This window comes from Campylobacter coli (genome assembly GCA_039516895.1).
GTDB lineage: Bacteria > Campylobacterota > Campylobacteria > Campylobacterales > Campylobacteraceae > Campylobacter_D > Campylobacter_D coli_B.
This window is the reverse complement of sequence record CP154437.1, coordinates 1,157,789-1,172,164: the sequence shown is the minus strand read 5'-3', so window position 1 is coordinate 1,172,164 and position 14,376 is coordinate 1,157,789. Positions and strand designations below refer to the sequence as shown.

14 protein-coding genes are annotated in these 14,376 nt (G+C 31.7%); 5 read left to right on the top strand and 9 right to left on the bottom strand.

Annotated elements, in window-relative coordinates; translation table 11 throughout:
• Window positions 1–6: 6 nt before the first annotated feature.
• The 8 genes from AAID94_05910 to AAID94_05875 all read right to left on the bottom strand — a co-directional run bounded on the left by AAID94_05910 (window position 7) and on the right by AAID94_05875 (window position 7,912).
• Entirely contained in the window at window positions 7–1,794 is a 1,788-nt protein-coding gene (locus tag AAID94_05910) for an aminopeptidase P family protein (GenBank protein XAK23375.1), read from the bottom strand.
• A gap of 89 nt (window positions 1,795–1,883) precedes the next feature.
• Window positions 1,884–2,441 carry a hypothetical protein gene (locus tag AAID94_05905; GenBank protein XAK23374.1) on the bottom strand — a complete coding sequence of 186 codons (558 nt, stop codon included), beginning with the start codon at window positions 2,439–2,441 and terminating at the stop codon, window positions 1,884–1,886.
• Window positions 2,438–3,514, bottom strand: coding sequence for a hypothetical protein (locus AAID94_05900; protein ID XAK23373.1), 1,077 nt, complete (start codon window positions 3,512–3,514; stop codon window positions 2,438–2,440). Before AAID94_05900 ends, AAID94_05905 begins: the two co-directional genes overlap by 4 nt.
• Window positions 3,504–4,379, bottom strand: coding sequence for a GTPase Era (era, locus tag AAID94_05895; GenBank protein ID XAK23372.1), 876 nt, complete (start codon window positions 4,377–4,379; stop codon window positions 3,504–3,506). The genes AAID94_05900 and era overlap by 11 nt, the downstream gene beginning before the upstream one ends.
• Window positions 4,376–5,695 carry an ATP-dependent protease ATPase subunit HslU gene (hslU, locus tag AAID94_05890; GenBank protein XAK23371.1) on the bottom strand — a complete coding sequence of 440 codons (1,320 nt, stop codon included), beginning with the start codon at window positions 5,693–5,695 and terminating at the stop codon, window positions 4,376–4,378. Before hslU ends, era begins: the two co-directional genes overlap by 4 nt.
• Entirely contained in the window at window positions 5,692–6,234 is a 543-nt protein-coding gene (gene hslV, locus AAID94_05885; protein XAK23370.1) for an ATP-dependent protease subunit HslV, read from the bottom strand. The genes hslU and hslV overlap by 4 nt, the downstream gene beginning before the upstream one ends.
• A complete protein-coding gene (rplI, locus tag AAID94_05880) occupies window positions 6,234–6,677 on the bottom strand; it encodes a 50S ribosomal protein L9 (GenBank protein ID XAK23369.1) in 444 nt (147 codons plus the stop codon). Before rplI ends, hslV begins: the two co-directional genes overlap by 1 nt.
• Window positions 6,678–6,691: 14 nt before the next feature.
• Window positions 6,692–7,912: an argininosuccinate synthase gene (locus tag AAID94_05875; GenBank protein ID XAK23368.1), complete on the bottom strand. Its 1,221-nt coding sequence runs from the start codon at window positions 7,910–7,912 to the stop codon at window positions 6,692–6,694.
• Window positions 7,913–8,053: 141 nt separating this feature from the next.
• Here AAID94_05875 and AAID94_05870 point away from each other — a divergent pair, with 141 nt between their 5' ends.
• From AAID94_05870 to AAID94_05850, 5 genes are all read left to right on the top strand, one after another.
• Window positions 8,054–8,299: an RNA-binding S4 domain-containing protein gene (locus AAID94_05870; GenBank protein ID XAK24789.1), complete on the top strand. Its 246-nt coding sequence runs from the start codon at window positions 8,054–8,056 to the stop codon at window positions 8,297–8,299.
• Window positions 8,296–8,703 carry a tRNA (adenosine(37)-N6)-threonylcarbamoyltransferase complex ATPase subunit type 1 TsaE gene (gene tsaE / locus AAID94_05865; GenBank protein XAK23367.1) on the top strand — a complete coding sequence of 136 codons (408 nt, stop codon included), beginning with the start codon at window positions 8,296–8,298 and terminating at the stop codon, window positions 8,701–8,703. Before AAID94_05870 ends, tsaE begins: the two co-directional genes overlap by 4 nt.
• A complete protein-coding gene (lptB, locus tag AAID94_05860) occupies window positions 8,696–9,424 on the top strand; it encodes an LPS export ABC transporter ATP-binding protein (protein ID XAK23366.1) in 729 nt (242 codons plus the stop codon). The genes tsaE and lptB overlap by 8 nt, the downstream gene beginning before the upstream one ends.
• On the top strand, window positions 9,424–10,674 hold the full coding sequence (locus tag AAID94_05855) for an RNA polymerase factor sigma-54 (protein ID XAK23365.1): 1,251 nt from the start codon (window positions 9,424–9,426) through the stop codon (window positions 10,672–10,674). The genes lptB and AAID94_05855 overlap by 1 nt, the downstream gene beginning before the upstream one ends.
• A 184-nt stretch (window positions 10,675–10,858) precedes the next feature.
• The gene (locus tag AAID94_05850; GenBank protein ID XAK23364.1) at window positions 10,859–12,283 is read left to right on the top strand and encodes an anaerobic C4-dicarboxylate transporter; all 1,425 of its coding nucleotides are present in this window, start codon (window positions 10,859–10,861) and stop codon (window positions 12,281–12,283) included.
• Between the two features lie 34 nt (window positions 12,284–12,317).
• Here the strand turns inward: AAID94_05850 and uvrB are convergent, their stop codons facing one another.
• On the bottom strand, window positions 12,318–14,291 hold the full coding sequence (gene uvrB / locus AAID94_05845; protein XAK23363.1) for an excinuclease ABC subunit UvrB: 1,974 nt from the start codon (window positions 14,289–14,291) through the stop codon (window positions 12,318–12,320).
• Window positions 14,292–14,376: the final 85 nt, after the last annotated feature.

Here is a 14,376-nt window from a genome sequence, read left to right as displayed (position 1 = left end):
TTTTAGTTAAATCGCCTCAGTTCTTTCTTTTAGCCATTTTAAAGCCTTTGGATTGTCATGAAGCTTAGGGGAGAGTTTTTCGTAAACTTCCTTATGATAAGCATTAATCCACGCTTTTTCTTTGGTACTCAATAAGGTTTTGTCAATACAACTTATTTCAAAAGGACAAAGTGTTAAGGGTTTAAAATATAAAAATTCACCAAAATCTTTGTTTTTGGGATTTTTTATTTTTGTATTAACAACTAAATTTTCAAGCCTAATGCCCCATTTTCCCGTCCTATAAATTCCAGGTTCTATAGAAGTTAGCATACCTTCTTTAGCCTTTGTTTTTTCAAGCACAGGGCTAAAATAAGAAAGAGTTTGCGGACCTTCATGGACATTTAAAAAATAACCCACTCCATGACCGGTGCCGTGTGCATAATCAAGTTGTTCTTGCCATAAAGGAGCCCTTGTGATAGCATCAAGTAAAGGCATGGCAATATCTTTTGGAAAGACAGTGCTTGATATGGCTATGTGTGCTTTTAAAACTAGGGTATAATCATGAATTTGTTCTTTGTTTAATTCACCTATAGCTACAACTCTAGTAATATCCGTGGTGCCATTTTTGTATTGCCCACCCGAATCTATAAGCAATAATCCATTTTTTTGAATATAAGAAAAGCTTTCTTTTTCAGCTTTATAATGCGGCAAAGCTGCATTAGCGTTAAATCCTGCTATAGTGGCAAAACTATTGCTAATATAATAAGGACTTTGAGATCTAAATTCGGTGATTTTAGTATCGATGTCAAGTTCGCTGATTTGTGTATTATTTTCGATATTTTCTTCAAGCCAAGCAAAGAATTTACATAAAGCCACCCCATCTTCTATCATGGCATTTTGTATGTGAGCGATTTCTTTATCTGTTTTGATGGCTTTTAAATGGGTGCTAGGGTTGATTTCTTCTAAAATTTCAACGCTTTTATCTAAAATTTCAATGAGTAAAGCAGTTGTTTTTGAAGGCTCAATGAGTAAATTTGTATTTTGGAGTTTTTTAAGTTCATTTTGAATTTCATTATAGTCTTTAAGCCAAATTCCATCGAGATTTAATTTTTTTTCAAGCTCAAAATCAATTTTTTCCCTATCTATAAAAAGCAAAGCCTTTTCTTCCAAGATTAGCAAATGACTTAAAAATACAGGATTGTAGTTTACATCGCTTCCTCTTAAATTAGTAATCCAAGCTATGTCATCAAGACTGGAAATAAGATGGTTTTGTGCTTGTAGTTTAGCCATTTTTTCACGCACTAATGTTAGTTTTTCTTTTCTAGAATAGGAGCAATATTTTAATTCGTGTTCATAAACTTTATTTTTGGGTAGTGCAGGACGATTTTCCCAAATAGGGCTAATTAAATCGATATTTTTTAGTTCGGCTTTGCAGTTTTTTTGTATTTCTTTTTGCAAAGCTAAGGATAAAACTGAAAAATCTATACCTAAATTTTGTTCCTTGTTTAAATTTTCTTTTAGCCATTTTAAAAAGGTATTATTTGCATCTTGTTTTTGTAAAAGTATGTCACTACCTTCTAATTCCTTTTTTGCCTGAATCCAGTATCTTCCATCTGTCCACAAAAAAGCATCTTGAAGAGTGATGATCAAGCTTCCAGCAGAGCCTTTAAAACCGCTCACAAATGCTCTACTTTGATAAAAACTAGGCAAATACTCATTTAAATGTGGATCGGCACTTAGTATCAAATAAGCGTCAAGTTTTTCTTTTATCATAAATTGTCTGATTTTTTCAACTCTTGTTTTGTAAATATTCATTTTTTTCCTTTTAAATTTGCGTTATTTTATAAATTTTTCTATCAAAATAAAATTATAGCTTTTATAGATAAAAAGCTATAGTATTTGTTTTAGTTTTTATTTTTTACTAGGGCAATAAAAGAAAGCGTTAGTTTTAAATGGAGGTTTAAATTTGATGTATTGTCAATTTCAAATTTTTGAATTTCATAGTGTAAATTTGAATTTTCAACATCTTGTATAAAAGAAAGTATAGGATTAAAATCACCCAAAATATCGACTGAAATTCTATGATAAGAATTTTCTTCTTGTAATCTTGATATATTAGAGATCCAAAGATTGTTTTTAAGGGCTAGATTTTGTAAATTTTTAATATATGTTTCGTAGTCTTTATTGAAAGTGCTAAGATGATTTTCATAGCTTTTTATTTTATCTTGGATAGAATTAAGTTTTTCTTCAAGCTGTTTTATTTGTTGGTTTAAATCTTGATTTGTTATGATTATTTTATTTACTTCATCGCTTTGGATAAAAAATTCATGATTAAATAAACTTTTTAAGTAAGAATGGTAAAAATGAAAGGATAACAATACTGCTAGAAGTATGGTTGTAAGATATATTAAAATTTTTTCTCTAGGACTTAGATTTTCTAAAAATTGTTCAATTTGATTCATTGTAATGCTCTTAAGGTGATTTCATATAAGAATTTATCCTGCGAGATGAGGTTAAATTGAGGACTTGTAAATTGAAGAGCTTTATTAAAATTCTCTTCGTTGCTAAATTTTATGGTGATAAGGGTTTTATCTATCATGAGATTAGCAATTTTTAAAGAATGATCATTTAACCATGTAATAATCTTTGTTAAAATCAAAATTGTATCTTTATCAGCTTTAAAATTTTGCGTAATTTTAGACAATTGTTCAGAGTATTTTTCTAGTAAAAGATCTTGAGTTTGAATTTCTAATTGAAGTTTTTCTATATCGGCCTTAAGTTTTTGATTTTGATTTTCTTGAATTTCATAGATTTTATTTTGTGAAATTTCATTTTGTATATGTGTTTTTTTAGCACTTTGGTATTGTGTAAAATCAATCAATGATAAAATTCCAATGCTGATTATAAAACTTAGAACAAATAAAAAAATAAATTTGAAATACCAAGTAAGATGTTTTTGATAATACTTGATGAAATTGGCATTTTTATCAAGATGATGAATACTGTGATTTGAAAGTGTGATTTTATCTTCTTGAATTATTTTCAAAGGAAGTTTTGCCTTTGTGCTTATAAGATCGATAATTTCATGAGCTTTTCCGCTTAGCAGTATTTTGCTTTCATAATGTTGTAAAAGCTCTAAAATACGGCTTTTATTTATAAATTCTTCTACATTGTCACAAAAATTGAGTGTTTTAAAGGTTTTAAATTTACCTTGCTCATAAAAACACAAAAATACCTTTTTTGAGCTTATTTCTAAGATGCAAAAATTCTCTTCTTTGATTTTATTTTCTAAAAATAAGCTTTGAAAGATGAGAGGTTCGGGGAAGCAAAATTTGGTTTTGGGTAGTTTTGTAGCCCAAGTTAAAAAGCAATGATAGATTTGATCTTGCTTTAAAAAAGCCAATTGATATTCAAAAGGATTTTGAAGATCACATTCTTTTGTTAGCTCTTTAAAAAGGCTATCTTCTTCGAAATTACCATTTTTTTGTTTATAGATAAGATTTTCAAAACCTATAAAATGAGCTTTATTCTTCATAATTTAGAATTTTTTTAAGAAAAACTTCATCTTTTTGCCAATTTTTCTTTACAACGACAAAAAGCTTTAAAAGCACTTTATTTTGAATGAGTTTTGAGATTTTAAATCTCGCATCTTTGCCTATTCTTTTAAGTGTTGCTCCATCTTTTCCTATAAGCATAGCTTTATGGGAATTTGTATCGGTGATGATTCGTGCATCGATGATAAAAAGATTGGGTGTTTCTTTGGTATTTTTTATCATAATTTCACAAGAATAAGGTAATTCTTCGCTTAAATTTTCATAAATACTTTCAAGTATAAATTCTCTAAAAATATCCTTTTGAGAACTAGGAGTTAAAAATTCACTATCATAAAAATGTTCATGTTCAGGTAAGAGCTTACATAGCTCATTTAGCAATGGTTTTTGATAACTCTTTTTCTTGCAAGAATAAGGCAAAATAGCCTTAAAATGCTCACTGAATTTTGCATATTCGTTGAGTTTTTTTAAAAGTGCGCCATTATCAGCTAGATCCACTTTGTTAAGAACGATGATATGAGGAACTTTGGGGTTTAAGCTTAGGAAATTTTCATAATCTTTTACACTGTCAAAAATACTAGCAACAAACAAGATAACATCGCAATCACCCATAGATTTTATAGCGCTTTGGATAAGAAATTGATTAAGTGTTGCTTTGCTTTCATGAAGACCAGGTGTATCTATAAAGATGATCTGATCTTCACCGTTCATGACTATAGCTTTGATTTTACGCCTTGTGGCGTTTTGTTTGTGCGAAACTAGGGCGATTTTTTCTTCTAGCAAGGAATTAATAAGAGTACTTTTCCCCGCGTTGGTACGCCCTATGATGCTAACAAAGCCGCTTTTCACAAAATATACCTTGCAAGATCTTTATTTTCTATAATATCTCCGAGTTTTTCTTCTACCATTTTTTTATCAACTACGAATTTTTTACCCGCATATTCATCTGCTTCAAAACTTAGATCTTCGAGCAATTTTTCTATAACCGTATGCAAGCGTCTAGCGCCTATATCTTGCATTTCTTCATTAGCCTTAGAAGCAATTTTTGCAATCTCTTTGATCGCTTCATCATCAAATTCAAGTTCTAAATTTTCAGTTTTTAAAAGTTGTTCGTATTGTTTTAAAAGTGAATTTTTAGGGCGTGTTAAAATTTCATAAAGTGCTTTATCATCAAGACTATCTAGCTCCACCCTTAAAGGGAAGCGACCTTGAAGTTCAGGGATTAAATCGCTTGGTTTGCTAAGATGGAAAGCTCCTGCTGCTATAAAAAGGATATGATCAGTTTTTAAAGTGCCGATTTTTGTTTGCACACTTGAGCCTTCAACTATAGGAAGTAAATCTCTTTGCACACCCTCTTTGCTTGGATCTTGACGATTTGAATTTCCGCTTGAAACTGCAATTTTATCAATCTCATCTATAAAAATAATTCCTTCATTTTCTGCTCTTTTTAAAGCTTCACTTTTGATACTTTCTTGATCTAAAATTTTCTCTCCAGCTTCATTTTTAAGAGCATTTTTGGCATCTTTAATTTTCATTTCTTTTTTGACTTTTTTACTGCCAACGCCTATAACTTTAACTATATCTTGCATTGCTCCCATTTCAGGTGGTAAATTAGGATTTGTATCAAACATGCTTTGTGAAATTTCTATCTCTATCACACTTTCATCTAAATCCCCATTTCTAAGTTTTGTTCTCATTTTTTCAAGGCTATTTTTATACTCTTCTTGTTTTTCATCACTGATACCTTTAGGCAAAGGGGGAAGAAGTTTTTCTAAAATTTTATTTTCTATAAATTCATCGATTTTATCTTTATTTTTTTCTCTTTGTTCATTTTTTACCAAATTTAAAGCTGCATTTGCAAGATCTCTTACCATACTTTCTACATCGCGACCTACAAAGCCTACTTCTGTGTATTTACTTGCTTCGATTTTGATAAAAGGAAAGCCCATCATCTTAGCCAAACGCCTTGCAATTTCAGTTTTGCCCACACCTGTTGATCCTATCATAAGGATATTTTTTGGCACTATATCATCTTGGAGTTCAGGGCTGAGTTGCATTCTACGATAGCGGTTTCTTAGAGCTATTGCTATAATTTTTTTAGCTTTTTTTTGTCCTATGACATAATCATCTAAAAATTTAACGATTTCTTTAGGAGTTAAATTCATTTTTCATCCTCAATTACATAAGTTTTTATATTGGTATTGGTATAAATGCAAATTTCACCTGCGATTTGAAGGCTTGATTTAACCAGTTCTTCTTCATCTAAATTTGCATGTTTTGCTAAAGCTCTAGCTGCTGAAAGCGCGTAATTTCCACCGCTTCCTATGGCAGCGATTTGTCCATCTTCAGGCTCGACTACATCGCCTGTGCCCGAAAGTAAGAAAATATGATTTCTATCAAGTACTAGCATCATAGCTTCGAGTTTTCTTAGATATTTATCCTTTCGCCATTCTTTAGAAAAATCAATCGCTGCTTTTAAAAGATCACCCTTAGAACTTTGAAGTAGATTTTCAAACATATCAAAAAGATTAAAAGCATCGGCTGTTGATCCTGCAAAACCTGCTAAAACTTTGCCATTATTGAGTTTTCTTATTTTTACTGCATTACCTTTTAAAACAGTATTACCAAAGCTTACTTGACCATCTCCGCCGATTACGGATTTGTTTTTGCCTTTGTAAGCTAAAATAGTTGTTGCATGAAACATTATTCAGCCTTTATGTTTATATTAAATTTTGCATGGATAGCATGACCTAATTTAACGCTGACTTCATGAGTGCCAAGGCTTTTTAGGGTATCGCACTCCAAGCTTTTTTTATCGATTTCTATATGGGTTTGCTCTTTTAAAGCATGGGCAATTTCATCTTTAGTTACCCCACCAAATAAACTTCCATTAGCTCCTACAGGCTTTGAAATTTCAAGCGTAACTTTACTAAGCTCTTCTTTTAGTTTTTCTAAGTTTGCAAGCTCAAAGCGTAAATTCTCCGCTTCTTTTTTCTTGTCGCTTTCGTATTTTCTTAAAACCTCATTTGTTGCTGCCTTAGCAAAGCCTTTAGCAATGAGAAAATTTTGACCATAACCATCTTTTACTTCTTTGATTTCACCTGCTTTTCCAAGAGCTTTAACATCTTTGATTAATAATACTTTCATTTTTTAATCCTTGTTTAAAATTTTCTTCCGTTTTTTCCCGCGATAATAAAACGTAAAGCATTCAGTTTGATAAAACCTGCTGCGTCTTTTTGATTGTATACTTCATCTTCTTCAAAGGTGCAATAAGCTGCATTAAATAAGCTATCATTAGCACTTTCTCGGCCTATAACCATTACATTGCCTTTATAAAGTTCAAGTTTTACTCTACCATTGGCATGTTTTTGAGATTCATCGATTAGGGCTTGAAGCATCATTCTTTCAGGTGAGAACCAATAGCCATTATAAATCAAACTTGCATATTTTGGCATAAGCTCATCTTTTAAATGCGCAGCTTCTCTATCTAGTGTAATACTTTCAATAGCACGGTGTGCTTTTAAGAGTATAGTTCCTCCTGGTGTTTCATAGCAGCCACGACTTTTCATTCCCACATAGCGATTTTCTACTATATCAAGGCGTCCTATGCCATGTTTTGCACCAAGCTCGTTAAGTTTGCTTAAAAGCCCAGCAGGACTTAAATGCTCTCCATTGATCGCAACTAAATCTCCCTTTTGAAAATCAAGTTCTATAATTTCACTTTCATTTGGCGCTTCTTTTGGGCTTTTGCTCCATCTCCACATATCCTCTTCAGGCGCGTGCGCAGGATCTTCTAAAACAAGTCCCTCGTAAGAAATATGAAGTAAATTTGCATCCATAGAATAAGGGGATTTTCCTTTTTTCTTAGAAATATCAATGCCATGTTTTTGTGCATAAGCTAAGAGTTTTTCACGGCTGTTTAAATCCCATTCGCGCCAAGGAGCGATGATTTTTAAATCAGGATTAAAAGCTAGATAGCCTAATTCAAAACGCACTTGATCATTTCCTTTACCTGTAGCTCCATGACTTACCGCATCAGCACCTGTTTGTAGAGCAATTTGCGCTTGAGTTTTTGCAATCAAAGGTCTTGCTATGCTAGTTCCAAGTAAGTATTCACCTTCATAAATGGTATTGGCTCTAAACATAGGAAATACATAATCTTTAACAAATTCTTCTCTTAAATCTTTAATGAAAACATTTTCTTCTTTAATCCCCAATGAAAGAGCTTTTTTTCTAGCAGGTTCAAGCTCTTCACCTTGTCCAATATCTGCTGTAAAAGTTACTACTTCGCATTTGTATTCATCTTGAAGCCATTTTAAAATAATACTTGTATCAAGTCCGCCAGAATATGCCAAAACGACTTTTTTTACTTCATTTTTCATAGAGTATCCTTTGTTAATATTGATTTAATTGTTAAATTGTATCCAAAATTCATTAAAGAAAAGTTTTTAAATTGATGAAGAAAGGCTAGTTTGGATAAAATGGGTTTTAAAAATTTAATTTTTTTGGTAAAATTCTGTACTATGAGAGTAGATAAATTTTTAAATGCGGTTAATATTACTAAAAGAAGAGCTATTTCTGAGGATATGTGTAGAAGTGGTGTAGTGGGGATTAATGGAGTGATAGTGAAAGCGAGCAAAGAGGTTAAAGTAGGAGATATTATCACTTTGCATTTTACTGATTATACGCAAGAATATAAGGTTTTGGCTTTACCTACTACTAAAAATATTCCAAAAAATGCACAAAGCGAGTATGTGGTGAAATTATGAAAGAATTTGTTTTAGCCAAAGATGAATTAAAAACAATGCTCCAAACTTTACCAAAGCAAGGTGTTGTTTTATTGCAAGGAGAATTAGCCAGTGGTAAAACAAGCCTAGTGCAAGCTTGGGTGAGCTTTTTAAATTTAGATGAGAAAGTAGATTCTCCCACCTTTTCTATCATGCAAAAATATGAAAATCAAGATATATGTGTTTATCATTATGATATATATCAAGAGGGTTTGGAAGGACTTTTAAAAAATGGTTTGTTTGAGAATTTTTTTGAAGAGGGCTTGCATTTGGTTGAATGGGGGGATGAGAATTTAAAAAAAGCTTTGCTAAAACTTGGAATTCCTACCTTGGAAATAAAAATCAGTGTAGAAGATAATAAAAGAAAGTATGTAATTCATGAGTAAATTAGAAATTGTAAATTTAGAAAAAATTATTAAAAAAACAAAGATTATCCAAGGTATATCCTTAGAACTAAATAGTGGTGAAGTTGTTGGACTTTTAGGACCTAATGGAGCGGGAAAAACAACTACATTTTATATGATATGTGGACTTATAGCTCCAAGTAGCGGAAAAGTGCTTTTAGATGGTTTGGATATTACTAAAGAGCCTTTAAATAAACGAGCAAGGCTGGGCATAGGTTACTTACCTCAAGAAAGCAGCATTTTTAAGGATTTAAGCGTTGAAGATAATTTGCTTTTAGCTGCTCAAATTTTTTACAAAGATAAGAAAATTTTACATGAAAAAGTGGAGCAAATGCTCGAACTTTTAAGTATAGAACCTATTCGTTTAAGAAAAGGTTTGAGCTTAAGTGGCGGGGAAAGAAGGCGGTGTGAAATCGCAAGATCTTTGATGTGTGAGCCTAAATTTTTGCTTCTTGATGAGCCTTTTGCTGGAGTGGATCCTATCGCGGTAGCTGAAATTCAAAGTCTTATCAATGAGCTTAAAAAGCTTGATATTGGAATTTTAATTACCGATCATAATGTTCGTGAAACTTTGGCAATTTGTGATAGAGCTTATGTGATAAGATCAGGCTCTTTGCTCGCAAGCGGAAATGCTGAAGAAATAGCAAATAATAAAGATGTTAAAAAATACTATTTAGGAGCGGAGTTTAAACTCCTTGATTGATGTTAAGGCAAAAGATTACCCAAGCTCCTAAAACCAAGATTTCTCAAACTCTGCGTTCATGGTTGCCTATATTACAAGCAAATATAGAAGATTTAAAAGAAAATTTAGATAAATTTGCCGAGGAAAATCCTTTTTTAAGTGTTCAAGAACCCATTCAAACCCACGAGCATAATAAGAATTATTTTGATTCTTTTTATAAACGCAATGTAAATTCAGCATTTGTGGACAATAAAGGTTTTGCCACAAAAAGTGTATATGAACTTTTAAGCGAACAGATTATACCTCCTCTTTTTCCTACAAATAAATCCCAAGAACTTGCAGGTAAAATCATAGAATGCTTAAATCATGAGGGATATTTTGAATACGATGAAGAAATTTTAAAAGATTATGATATAAATGAAATAGAGCGCATAAGAGCAAGATTTAAATTTCTTGATCCTGTGGGAGTGGGGGCAAAAGATTATAAAGAAGCGTTTTTATTTGCATTAGAAAATATAGAACTTGATGCAGAGCTTTATGATTTTTGTAAAATGCTTATTCAAGATTTTGAAAATATACAAAATTATACTAAAGAGTCCTTGTATAAAGAGGCATTAGCGATTTTTAAGCGTTTTAGTATACCGCCTTTTTTGGAGTATTTTGAAGATTCTCGCGTTATTATACCTGATATCTTTGTTTATAGGGAAAATAATGAAATCAAGGTAAAAATTAATGATGATTATTATCCTGAAATTTCTATTGAAACTGATGGTTTAAATCATGAATATTTAAATCACTACATAAAAGAAGCAAAAAATTTAGTCGATGCTTTAACGATGAGAAAAGCAACGCTTTATAAAATAGGACTTATGATAGTAGAATATCAATATGATTTTTTCATGGGTAAAGATATTAAACCTATGACTTTTAAAGATCTAGCTCTTGATTTAGAGCGTAATGCTTCAACCATTTCAAGGGCAGTGGCAAATAAATATCTAAGTTGCGATAGGGGACTTATCCCTTTGCGTGATTTTTTTGCTTTTGCGCTTGATGAAGAGGGCGAGACTTCAAATGTCGGTGTTAAGGACTTTGTCGCAAATTTAGTTAAAAATGAAAATCGTTTAAAGCCTTTAAGCGATAGTAAAATTCTAGAATTGATCAAAAAAGAATTTAAAGTCGATATAGGACGACGCACTATTACTAAATATCGTAAACACTTAAATATACCAAGTTCAACAGATAGAAAAAAATTATACGAACTTGAAGGATAATACTCAATTTATCACTTTTTTAATCTTGAAATCAAAAATATAAAAATACACTGAATTTGTATTAATGATATTTTAATGTATATTTTAATATTCATTAGTATATTATTTTAATTATATGTTTTTTTATTTAAAATTGTGTTATAATCACAACAATTTTTAAATTTATTCCATAAAAGGAGTTAAAATGGACTTTTTAACCAGTCTAGATGAGAGTATTCAGTTTTTAATACAAATCATCATTGTTTTAATTTGTCTTTTTTACGGTGCGAAAAAAGGTGGTATAGCCCTTGGCTTACTTGGAGGTATAGGTATTTTAATGCTTGTTTTTGCTTTTCATATAAAGCCTGGAAAGCCTGCTATAGATGTAATGCTTACTATCTTAGCTGTGGTCGTTGCAAGTGCGACTTTACAAGCAAGCGGTGGTCTTGATGTGATGCTTCAAATAGCTGAAAGAATTTTAAGACGCAATCCTAAATTCTTAACCATTTTAGCTCCTTTTGTAACTTGCTTTTTAACCATACTTTGTGGGACAGGACATGTGGTTTATACTATCATGCCTATTATTTATGACATAGCGATTAAAAATGGAATTCGTCCAGAACGCCCTATGGCAGCAGCTTCTATATCTTCGCAAATGGGTATTATTGCAAGTCCTGTTTCTGTTGCAGTTGTGAGTTTAACAGCTTTGCTTTTAAATGCAGAGCATAAATTAGCAGGTTTTGATGGCTACATCAATCTTCTTCAAATTACTATACCTAGTACGCTTTTTGGTGTTTTATGTGTGGGAATTTTTTCTTGGTTTAGGGGAAAGGATTTGGATAAAGATGAAGTTTTTCAAGAAAAACTTAAAGATCCTGAATTTAAAAAATATGTTTATGGCGATTCTAAAACACTTTTAGGTGTTCAGCTTCCAAAAAGCAATTGGATTGCAATGTGGATTTTCTTAGGAGCTATTGCATTGGTGGCTTTATTGGGTATATTTGATTCTTTACGCCCAAATTGGGGACAAGTTGTAAAAAATGGTATCCCTCAAGTAGATGCTTTAGGCAATCCTAAAATGGATGTTTTATCTATGGTCTCAGTGATTCAAATGTTCATGCTTTTAGCGGGCTCTTTGATTATTATCTTTACTAAAACAGATGCGAAAAAAATCGGTTCAAATGAGATTTTTAAATCCGGTATGATAGCTCTTGTTGCAGTTTTTGGAATTTCTTGGATGGCTGATACTATGTTTGCTGTTCATACTCCTATGATGAAAAAAGCTCTTGGAGATGTGGTTGTAGATTATCCTTGGACTTATGCAATCATGCTTTTACTTATTTCAAAATTTGTAAACTCTCAAGCAGCAGCTATTGCGGCTTTTGTTCCTTTAGCTTTAGGAATAGGTGTTGAGCCAGGTGTTATCGTGGCTTTTGCAGCAGCTTGCTATGGGTATTATATTTTACCAACTTATCCAAGCGACTTAGCTACTATACAATTTGATAGATCAGGTACAACTCATATAGGCAAATTTGTTATCAATCATAGTTTTATTTTACCAGGTCTTATAGGTGTGATTAGTTCTTGTGTTGCGGGATATTTCTTAGCTTTAATAGCGGGATATCTTTAATATTTTGCAGGATTTTTCCTGCAAAATAAAAATATCATAAATCTTTTAATTTATTGATCTCATCTCTTAAAGCCGCTGCTTTTTCAAATTCGAGCGCTTTAGCAGCTTCAAGCATTTGTTTGCGAAGTTCTTTTATGATTTTAGCTCTTTCATTAGCAGGCATTTTTTCAAATTTTTTACCTTTGCGATAAATTTCTCCCAAATTCTCTTCATTTTTTAAACTTTCTTCAATATGTCGTTTGACTGAAGTTGGAGTAATATTATGTTTTTGATTATAAGCTTCTTGAAGTTTGCGACGCTCATTTGTGGTATCCATAGCTTCTTGCATGGATTTTGTAATCTTTTTACAAAAGAGTAAAACCTTACCATTGACATTTCTAGCGGCTCTTCCCATGGTTTGAATTAAACTTGTAGTGCTTCTTAAAAAACCTTCCTTATCCGCATCCATAATGGCAATAAGCGAAACCTCAGGTAAATCAAGTCCTTCTCTAAGCAAATTTATGCCTATTAACATATCAAAAGCACCACTTCTTAAGCCTCTTATGATTTCATTGCGCTCTATTGCATCAATATCTGAATGCATGTATTTTACTTTAATGCCAAGTTCTAAATAATATCTTGTAAGTTCTTCAGCTAGTTTTTTAGTCAGCACAGTAACCAAAACGCGTTCATTTCTTTGTATAACTTTTTTGGCTTCATCAAATAAAATTTCAACTTGATTATCGCTATCTTTAAGTTCTATCAAAGGATCAAGCAATCCTGTTGGACGCATGATTTGATGAAAGATATTTTCTTTACTAAGTTCAAGCTCAAGTGGGGCAGGGGTAGCTGAAACAAAAAGAAACTGACAATCTTTATGGATAAATTCATCAAACATTAAAGGGCGATTATCAAGAGCTGATGGAAGACGAAAACCATAATCTACTAAAGTTTGTTTCCTGCTTCTATCTCCTGCAAACATACCGCGAAATTGTGGCAAAGAAACATGACTTTCATCCACAATAACAAGAAATTTTCTATTTTTTATAGCAAAATAATCAAAAAGTGTATAAGGTGTATCTCCTTCTTTTAATCCTGTTAAATGTCTAGCATAGTTTTCAACCCCTTTGCACATTCCTGTACTTGTAAGCATTTCAAGATCAAATTCAACGCGTTGTTTAAGGCGTTGGTATTCTACAAGCTTGTTTTCATGTTCAAATTGCGCCAAACGCTCATTAAGTTCTATCTTTATATCTTTAATAGCTTGCTTTAGTCTAGTTTCTCCTACGCTAAATTGGCTTGTAGGATAAAGTATAAAGCGTTTTAAATCTTTACCTTTTTTGTTTTCTAAAACATTATAATGATACATTGCATCTAGCTCATCACCGAAAAATTCAAGCCTTACTACTTCATCTTCATAATAAGCAGGATAAATATCTATAATATCACCTTGTACGCGAAAATCTGCACGATCAAAGAAATTATCATTTCTTTTATAGCCCATATCTACAAGTTTTTTCAAAAGTTCTTTTTGTGAAATTTGCATGCCCAGTTCAAAAATCAATACCATTCCAATATATTCATTTGGATTTCCCAACCCATAATTAGCTGAAACACTAGCGATGCAAACCACATCTTCGTAACTTAAAAGCGAAGCGGTTGCACTAAGTCTTAAGCGCTCTAGATCTTCATTTGTAGAGCTGTCTTTTTCTATAAAAACATCGGTACGTGGTATATAAGCTTCAGGCTGATAATAATCATAATAAGAAATAAAATATTCTACATGATTGTTAGAAAAAAATCCTTTAAATTCGCTGTAAAGTTGTGCACAAAGGCTTTTATTGTGGCTCATGATAAGAGTTGGCATATTGAGTTCTTTTATGACATTTGCCATAGTAAAAGTTTTTCCGCTTCCTGTTACGCCAAGCAGGGTTTGATATTTATTACCTTTTTTTATGCTTTTGACAATACCTTGTATTGCTTGTTTTTGATCAGGACTTGGTTTAAAATCACTTGTAAGTTCTAACATTTTCCTACTTTTTGAAAGTTTTTTAGAAAAATTTTAAAAGAAAATGCTTTAATTAAAAATTAATTGACTATAAAAAACCTAAATT

Excerpts from the sequence above, each read along its gene's own strand:
- AAID94_05910 (XAK23375.1), bottom strand. The coding sequence starts at position 1,794 with ATGAATATTTACAAAACAAGAGTTGAAAAAATCAGACAATTTATGATA.
- AAID94_05905 (XAK23374.1), bottom strand. The coding sequence starts at position 2,441 with ATGAATCAAATTGAACAATTTTTAGAAAATCTAAGTCCTAGAGAAAAA.
- AAID94_05900 (XAK23373.1), bottom strand. The coding sequence starts at position 3,514 with ATGAAGAATAAAGCTCATTTTATAGGTTTTGAAAATCTTATCTATAAA.
- hslU (XAK23371.1), bottom strand. The coding sequence starts at position 5,695 with ATGAATTTAACTCCTAAAGAAATCGTTAAATTTTTAGATGATTATGTC.
- hslV (XAK23370.1), bottom strand. The coding sequence starts at position 6,234 with ATGTTTCATGCAACAACTATTTTAGCTTACAAAGGCAAAAACAAATCC.
- rplI (XAK23369.1), bottom strand. The coding sequence starts at position 6,677 with ATGAAAGTATTATTAATCAAAGATGTTAAAGCTCTTGGAAAAGCAGGT.
- AAID94_05875 (XAK23368.1), bottom strand. The coding sequence starts at position 7,912 with ATGAAAAATGAAGTAAAAAAAGTCGTTTTGGCATATTCTGGCGGACTT.
- AAID94_05870 (XAK24789.1), top strand. The coding sequence starts at position 8,054 with ATGAGAGTAGATAAATTTTTAAATGCGGTTAATATTACTAAAAGAAGA.
- tsaE (XAK23367.1), top strand. The coding sequence starts at position 8,296 with ATGAAAGAATTTGTTTTAGCCAAAGATGAATTAAAAACAATGCTCCAA.
- lptB (XAK23366.1), top strand. The coding sequence starts at position 8,696 with ATGAGTAAATTAGAAATTGTAAATTTAGAAAAAATTATTAAAAAAACA.
- AAID94_05855 (XAK23365.1), top strand. The coding sequence starts at position 9,424 with ATGTTAAGGCAAAAGATTACCCAAGCTCCTAAAACCAAGATTTCTCAA.
- AAID94_05850 (XAK23364.1), top strand. The coding sequence starts at position 10,859 with ATGGACTTTTTAACCAGTCTAGATGAGAGTATTCAGTTTTTAATACAA.
- uvrB (XAK23363.1), bottom strand. The coding sequence starts at position 14,291 with ATGTTAGAACTTACAAGTGATTTTAAACCAAGTCCTGATCAAAAACAA.